The 6,731-nt window shown below is 52.5% G+C and carries 6 protein-coding genes; all 6 read left to right on the top strand.

The window, feature by feature from the left end; translation table 11 throughout:
- The coding region (locus RDN69_RS05450) for an MBL fold metallo-hydrolase (protein WP_288218335.1) at positions 1 to 608 on the top strand (608 nt) is incomplete at its 5' end.
- Positions 575 to 1,675 carry an AI-2E family transporter gene (locus RDN69_RS05445; protein ID WP_159823271.1) on the top strand — a complete coding sequence of 367 codons (1,101 nt, stop codon included), beginning with the start codon at positions 575 to 577 and terminating at the stop codon, positions 1,673 to 1,675. The genes RDN69_RS05450 and RDN69_RS05445, both read left to right, overlap by 34 nt.
- Before the next feature lie 16 nt (positions 1,676 to 1,691).
- Entirely contained in the window at positions 1,692 to 2,150 is a 459-nt protein-coding gene (locus RDN69_RS05440) for a Fur family transcriptional regulator (protein ID WP_184327576.1), read from the top strand.
- A complete protein-coding gene (gene hemZ / locus RDN69_RS05435; protein WP_273259986.1) occupies positions 2,147 to 3,586 on the top strand; it encodes a coproporphyrinogen dehydrogenase HemZ in 1,440 nt (479 codons plus the stop codon). Before RDN69_RS05440 ends, hemZ begins: the two co-directional genes overlap by 4 nt.
- Entirely contained in the window at positions 3,583 to 4,851 is a 1,269-nt protein-coding gene (gene hisS, locus RDN69_RS05430) for a histidine--tRNA ligase (protein WP_273259984.1), read from the top strand. The genes hemZ and hisS overlap by 4 nt, the downstream gene beginning before the upstream one ends.
- 4 nt (positions 4,852 to 4,855) lie before the next feature.
- Entirely contained in the window at positions 4,856 to 6,649 is a 1,794-nt protein-coding gene (gene aspS, locus RDN69_RS05425; protein WP_288218334.1) for an aspartate--tRNA ligase, read from the top strand.
- Positions 6,650 to 6,731: the final 82 nt, after the last annotated feature.

Below are 6,731 nucleotides of genomic sequence, written 5' to 3'. Positions count from 1 at the left end.
CGACCAATTGCTATATTCTGTTTTCAGAAGCGACCAAGCATGCGATCGTCATCGATCCGGCAGCGGAAGCCAAAGAGATCCAAAAAGCGCTGACGAAATTTGATTTACAATTGAAAAAAATTCTGCTGACTCATGGTCATGCCGATCATATCGGAGCATTAGAAGAACTGCGCGCGTTGTACCCGGATGTACCGGTGGCGATGCATCAGGCGGATCAAGCCTATTTGAGCGATCCGAAACTGAATTTATCGGCTTACCAATACCAAAGCGTGAAGGCGCAGCCGGCGGAAGAATTTCTGACGGAGGGCGATACCGTCGTCTTGGATGATATCCGACTTGAGGTTTTGGAGACACCGGGCCACACGCCCGGCGGCATCAGCTTTTACGCCGCCGAACCGGGAGTGGTATTTGTCGGTGACGCTCTGTTTCAAGGCTCGATCGGGCGCACGGATTTTCCGGGCGGCTCGATGTCGCAATTAATTACCCGTATTGAAGAAAAATTATTATCTTTGGCCGATGCCACCGTGGTTTTATCCGGACACGGACCATCGACTACGATCGGAGAAGAAAAAAGATGCAACCCGTTTCTGAACATGAAAAAACAGTGAATGTAGTACCTTTGAAACGCGATGCGCAATTTTGGCTGCGCATTGTCCTTGTGACGGCCGTCGCTTTAACCGTTTACTATGTGCCGTGGATTGTCGTACCGTTTTTGATCGGCCTCTTTTTGTGCCTGATCTTGCGACCGCTCGTCGATTTTCAGATGAAAATGGCGGAGAAATTGCGCTGGCGCCGGTTCCCCATCGATATTGCCATTATCATTGCGTTCTTGGTATTTATCGCGGTGATGACCATTCTGGCGCGCAGTATTTTCGTGCCGTTCTGGCATCAATTTGAAGGCTTTGTATTGCAGATTCCGTCGTTGACGTCGCAACTTTTAGAAACCATGCAGTATTTGCAGGCGCGCTATATTGACTTCATCCCGCCGGAAGCGCAGGAGATGATCAATGACTCGCTGGTGCGTGCGGGTAACTACTTGATTGATGTTGCGAAAAACGGTATCTTCGCCGTGATTGCATTTACCGGCACTTTGGTCGAACTGGTCGTCGTGCCGATTATTACGTTTTACATGTTAAAAGCGGGCAGCACATTCAAACGCATTTTCGCCGGATTGTTCCCGATGGAGTATCGTCAACATATTATGGATCTGGTGCAGGAAACGGATCATATCCTGAGCGCCTATATTCGCGGTCAGTTGATCTTGTGCGTGGCGATCGCCAGCATGGTGTTTGTCGGCATGTGGTGGCTGGAAGTTCCGTATCCTTTGGTCATCGCGCTGCTCGCGGGAATCGTGGAATTGGTGCCGATCGTCGGTCCAATCGTGGGCGCGATTCCGGCCCTTTTGTTGGCGCTGACCATCAGCGGCTCACTCGCCGTAAAAGTACTGATCTTCTACATCGTCGTGCAGCAATTTGACGGTCATATCTTAATGCCGAAACTCATGGGCAACGTCATTGAGATTCACCCGGTCGCGATTATCGCCGGCGTTCTTTTGGGAAGCGCCGTTCTCGGCGTGTTCGGCATGATGCTTGCCGTACCGACACTCGCCGTGTTGAAGGTCATTACCAAGCATATGTGGTATTACAACAAGTACAGAGAAATCGCACGTAGTTAACAGAAAGGATTTCGACATGCGACAAAATGAAATTATGCGGACGTTGCGCGAAAAGATCAAAGAACACAAGTATAAATTTACCACGCAGCGGCAGGATATTTTGAAAGTGTTTGTGGAAAGCGACGAAAATCACATGAGCGCGGAAGATGTCTACAATGCGGTCAAAGTCATTCAGCCGGATATCGGTTTGGCGACGGTATATCGTACGCTCGATTTATTCGTGGAACTCGGCTTGTTAAAGAAGTTGGATTTCGGAGATGGGCGTTCGCGCTACGAATTATTTGATGATAATATGCCGCATTTCCATCACCATCTGATTTGCTTGGGTTGCGGCACCATTAAAGAATTTGAGTACGATATGCTGGATCCGCTGGAACAGATCATCGAAGAAGAGGAGCGGTTCCAAATCGTGGATCATGTGCTGAAATTCTACGGCTACTGCCGGAAGTGCCGTCGTAAACAGCGTCGTATATGACGCTGCATACCTATTTTCTGGACGGACCGGCGGCATGGCATTCCCCCGTGGCGCAGCTGATGCTCCGCTTTGGTTTGCGTTGGGACGAAAAACAGCCGGATTGTCGGGTACGAGTGACGCCGCAAAACAATACGTACCGGGTAGAATTGTTGTTGGGTAACACCTCGTATGCTTCGCAAACAGTTTCCACGCGGCGCGCGGGCGGTCATTTTTTGAGTGACGTACTTGTTACTCTTTGCGAAAAGCCGCTCGGTGAATGGGGTTACCTCGTTGGGATGCGTCCGACCAAGCTTTTGCACCCGTTGCTTGCAGAAGATGATTTCGCCGCGCAGGCGGAGGCGCTTTGGGCGCGCGAAAAAGTCGCGCCGCGCTGGGGGCGACTTTTAACTGCGATCGGTGAACGCCAACGACCCTATCTTTCCACTGATTGGCGGCAAACCGACCACCAAGCGGCGGTGTATATCGGTATTCCGTTTTGTCCGAGCCATTGCGTGTATTGTTCGTTTCCGGCTCGTGTCGCGCGACCGGATGAAGACTGGGACGGATTCCTGGCGGCGCTGCTGGAAGATGTACAGCGCGCCGGCGCGCTGCTGCGCCGACATCAGTTGATGGTCGACAGCGTCTACTTCGGCGGCGGTACACCGACCGTACTGCCGGCGGAACATTTTCAAACTCTATTGACGGCGTTGCAAACGGAACTTGCGATTCCGTCCGGTACGGAATTTACCGTCGAAGCGGGGCGCCCGGATACGATTACCGAGGCGAAGCTGGCGTCGATGCGCATGGCGGGAGTAACGCGCTTGAGCATCAACCCGCAAACATTGCAAGATCGCATTTTGCAAACCATTCATCGCGCGCATACCGGCGCGCAGATCGAACGCGTGTACGCCGAGGCGCAAAAATATCATTTTGACGCGATCAACATGGATTTCATTGCGGGTTTGCCGGACCAGAACATCGCGGATATGAAAGAAAATTTGGATGCGGTGGCGCGTCTGCGACCGGGAAATGTGACCGTGCATACGTTGGCATTGAAGCGGCACAGCCCGTTGATGCAAACGGCGGGCAAATACCGGCTGCCGTCCGCGGAAACGACGCGGGCGATGGCGGATCTCGCCTATGAAACGCTGTGCGGCATGGGTTATGAGCCGTACTATTTATATCGTCAGAAATATCTCGCGGCGGATTTGGCCAATATCGGGTACGCCTTGCCCGGCACGCTTTGCCGCTATAATATACAAATGATGGGCGAACGCATTCACATACTCGGCATCGGACCGGGAGCGACGAATAAAGTGATTAAAAATGCCGCGTTTCAATTTGATCGCTGCTATTTTCCCTGGGACAATACAGCGTATTGTGAACGACTGGAGTCGTATCTTACGGAAAGAGATCACCTGTTTCAATCGATATCGCAAAGGAGCGAAGTACAATGATTAAAGCCTTGCGGGGAACGCAAGATATTTTGCCGCCCGAAAGTGAGCAGTGGCGGTATGTCGAAGAAATGATACGTAAATTGTGCGCGCAGTACGGATTTCAGGAAATTCGCACGCCGCATTTTGAAAAGACGGAACTGTTTCAACGCGGTATCGGGGAAACGACCGACGTCGTTTCCAAAGAAATGTATACGTTTACCGATCGCGGCGATCGTTCGCTGACGCTCCGCCCGGAAAATACGGCGGCGGCGGTGCGCGCTTATTTGGAACATAAAGTGTATGCGGATCAGAACGTGACGAAATGGTATTACATCGGTTCGATGTTCCGTTACGATCGGCCGCAGGCGGGACGCTACCGTGAATTTCACCAATTCGGCGTGGAAGTATTGGCGACCCCGTCGCCGCAGGCGGACGGGGAAATTATCGCGCTCGCGGTACAACTTTTCCAAACGCTCGGCTTACACGATCTGAACGTATTTGTGAACTCGGTCGGTTGTCCGAAATGCCGACCCGTTTATCGGGAAAAACTGATCGCGTACTACGAGGCGCATCAGGATGAATTGTGCGAAGACTGCAAGACGCGCTTATATAAAAATCCGTTGCGTCTGCTAGACTGCAAAGAGGAAGCGTGCCAAAAGCTTGCGCAGGACGCACCGGAAATCACCGATTACCTTTGTGAGGAATGCGCCGATCACTTCGCCGCTACGCAGAAGTTGCTCACGGCGGCGGGGATTCCGTTTACGTTAAATCCGCGTCTTGTGCGCGGTTTGGATTACTATACGAAAACCGCTTTTGAAATTCAGTACGCGCCGCTCGGCGCCCAAAGCGCTATTTGCGGCGGCGGGCGTTACGACGGACTCGTCGAAGAGATCGGCGGTCCGCATACGCCGGGCATCGGCTTTGCCGTCGGCCTCGAGCGCTTAATGCTCGCGTTGTCGATGCAAGATTTATTACCGGAGGTCACCGCGGCCGCTGATGTCGCGATCGCGACTCACGGCGAGGCCGCGAGTGAACTCGGGTTCGCGATTGCGCAGGAATTGCGGGCGGCGAATTTCACCGTCGATACCGATCTTTTAGGCCGCAGTTTAAAGAGCCGTTTGAAGCAGGTCGGTAAAACCGGCACTAAGTATGTTATAATTATTGGCGAAACAGAATTAGCAGACGGCACCGTGATTATACGCGATTTGGCCGCGCGTGAGCAGACAACGCTGGCGCGCAGCGAGGTTGTCGGCTACTTGCAAAATGAACGAGAACGGAGAGGATAAAGGAATGGAAACAATGGCAGGTTTGCACCGTACGTTGATGTGCGGCGAAGTGACCGAGGCGCAAAACGGCAACGAAGTCGTTTTATGCGGATGGGTGGAACGACGTCGCGATCACGGCGGTTTGATTTTTGTGGATTTGCGCGACCGGACCGGTGTAGTGCAGCTGGTGGCTTCGCCCGATTATGATGAGGAAAGTTTTCATAAAGCGGAAGGCATCCGGAATGAATACGTGATCTGCGTACGCGGTACGGTGCGTGAACGCGACGCGCAAACGGTCAACGGAAATATGCCGACCGGCAAATGGGAAGTCGTAGTGTATGAAATGCGCGTCTTAAATGCCGCCAAAACCCCTCCGTTTTATATCGAAGATAATGTTGATGTGGATGAAAATATCCGCCTGAAGTATCGTTACCTGGATTTGCGCCGTCCGGAAATGCAAAAGAATTTGCGGCTGCGTCACCAAGTAGCGAAAGCGATGCGCGACTATTTGGACGAGCACGGTTTCTGGGAAATTGAAACGCCGATGCTGACCAAGAGCACGCCGGAAGGCGCGCGCGATTACCTGGTACCGAGTCGTGTCAACCCGGGTAAATTTTACGCGTTGCCGCAGTCTCCTCAGATCTTCAAACAGATCCTGATGGTGTCCGGCATGGATAAATATTTCCAAATCGTACGTTGCTTCCGTGATGAAGACTTGCGCGCGGATCGCCAGCCGGAATTCACGCAGCTGGATATTGAAATGAGCTTTATCGAACGCGACGATATTTTGAAATTAATGGAAAACATGGTCGCTTTCATTTTTGAACGCGCGCTCGGCAAAAAGATTCCCACGCCGTTCCCGCGCATCAGCTATGATGACGCGATGAACCTGTACGGTTCGGATAAACCGGATCTGCGTTTCGAAATGCCGTTCTTCAATGTGACGGATATTGTAGCCAAGACCGATTTCAAAGTGTTCCGTTCGGTCGTCGAAGCAGGCGGCGAAGTCAAAGGCATTGTGGTGAAAGGTTACTCCGACATTCCGCGTCGCGAACTCGACGGCCTGGTCGACTATGTCGGCCGTTACGGCGGTAAAGGCGTGGCTTGGATCGTAGTCAATCCGGACGGCTCCGTCAAATCGCAGATCGCCAAATTCCTCGGTGAGGAAATGGTGCAGTCGATTATCGCTCACAGTGAAGCGCAGCCGGGCGACTTGATCCTCATGGTAGCGGATAAAGCGAAAGTCGTTGCGCAGGCGTTGGGCGAATTGCGCTTGGAAATGGCGCGTCGTCGCAACCTGATCGACCCGGATGAATTAGCGTTCACCTGGGTGCTCGACTTCCCGATGTTTGAATACAGCGAAGAAGAGAAACGTTACGTCGCGATGCATCACCCCTTTACGATGCCGCGTGATGAGGATATCGAGTTCCTCGCATCGAATCCGGAACGCGTGAAGGCAAAAGCGTATGACCTTGTCCTGAACGGTATCGAAGTCGGCGGCGGCAGCTTGCGTATTTACCAGGAAGAACTGCAGCAGAAGATTTTCGCGGCGATCGGTATCAGCCAGGAAGAAGCGAAGCAGAAATTCGGCTTCCTCATGGAGGCCTTTGAATTCGGCGCGCCGCCGCACGGCGGTATCGCCTTCGGCCTGGACCGTTTGGTTATGTTGATGGCCAACCGCCAGTCGATTCGTGACGTCATCGCGTTCCCGAAAACGCAAAGCGCGATCGATCCGATGACCCAGGCGCCGTCGGAAGTAGCGCCGAAACAATTGCGCGAACTTTCCATTCGTACGGAAGACGATCTCGTAAAAAAATAATTGCAGCGGCGGCAAATAACTTGAAAAATTGCCCGCACTTTGCTATTATATAAGTGTAAAGAAACCCCTACCGTGCACGTGT

Origin of the sequence: uncultured Negativicoccus sp., from assembly GCF_902480485.1 — a bacterium.
Lineage (GTDB): Bacteria > Bacillota > Negativicutes > Veillonellales > Negativicoccaceae > Negativicoccus > Negativicoccus succinicivorans.
The sequence above is the reverse complement of the archived record's forward strand: the minus strand, read 5'-3'. Positions and strand labels throughout refer to the sequence as shown.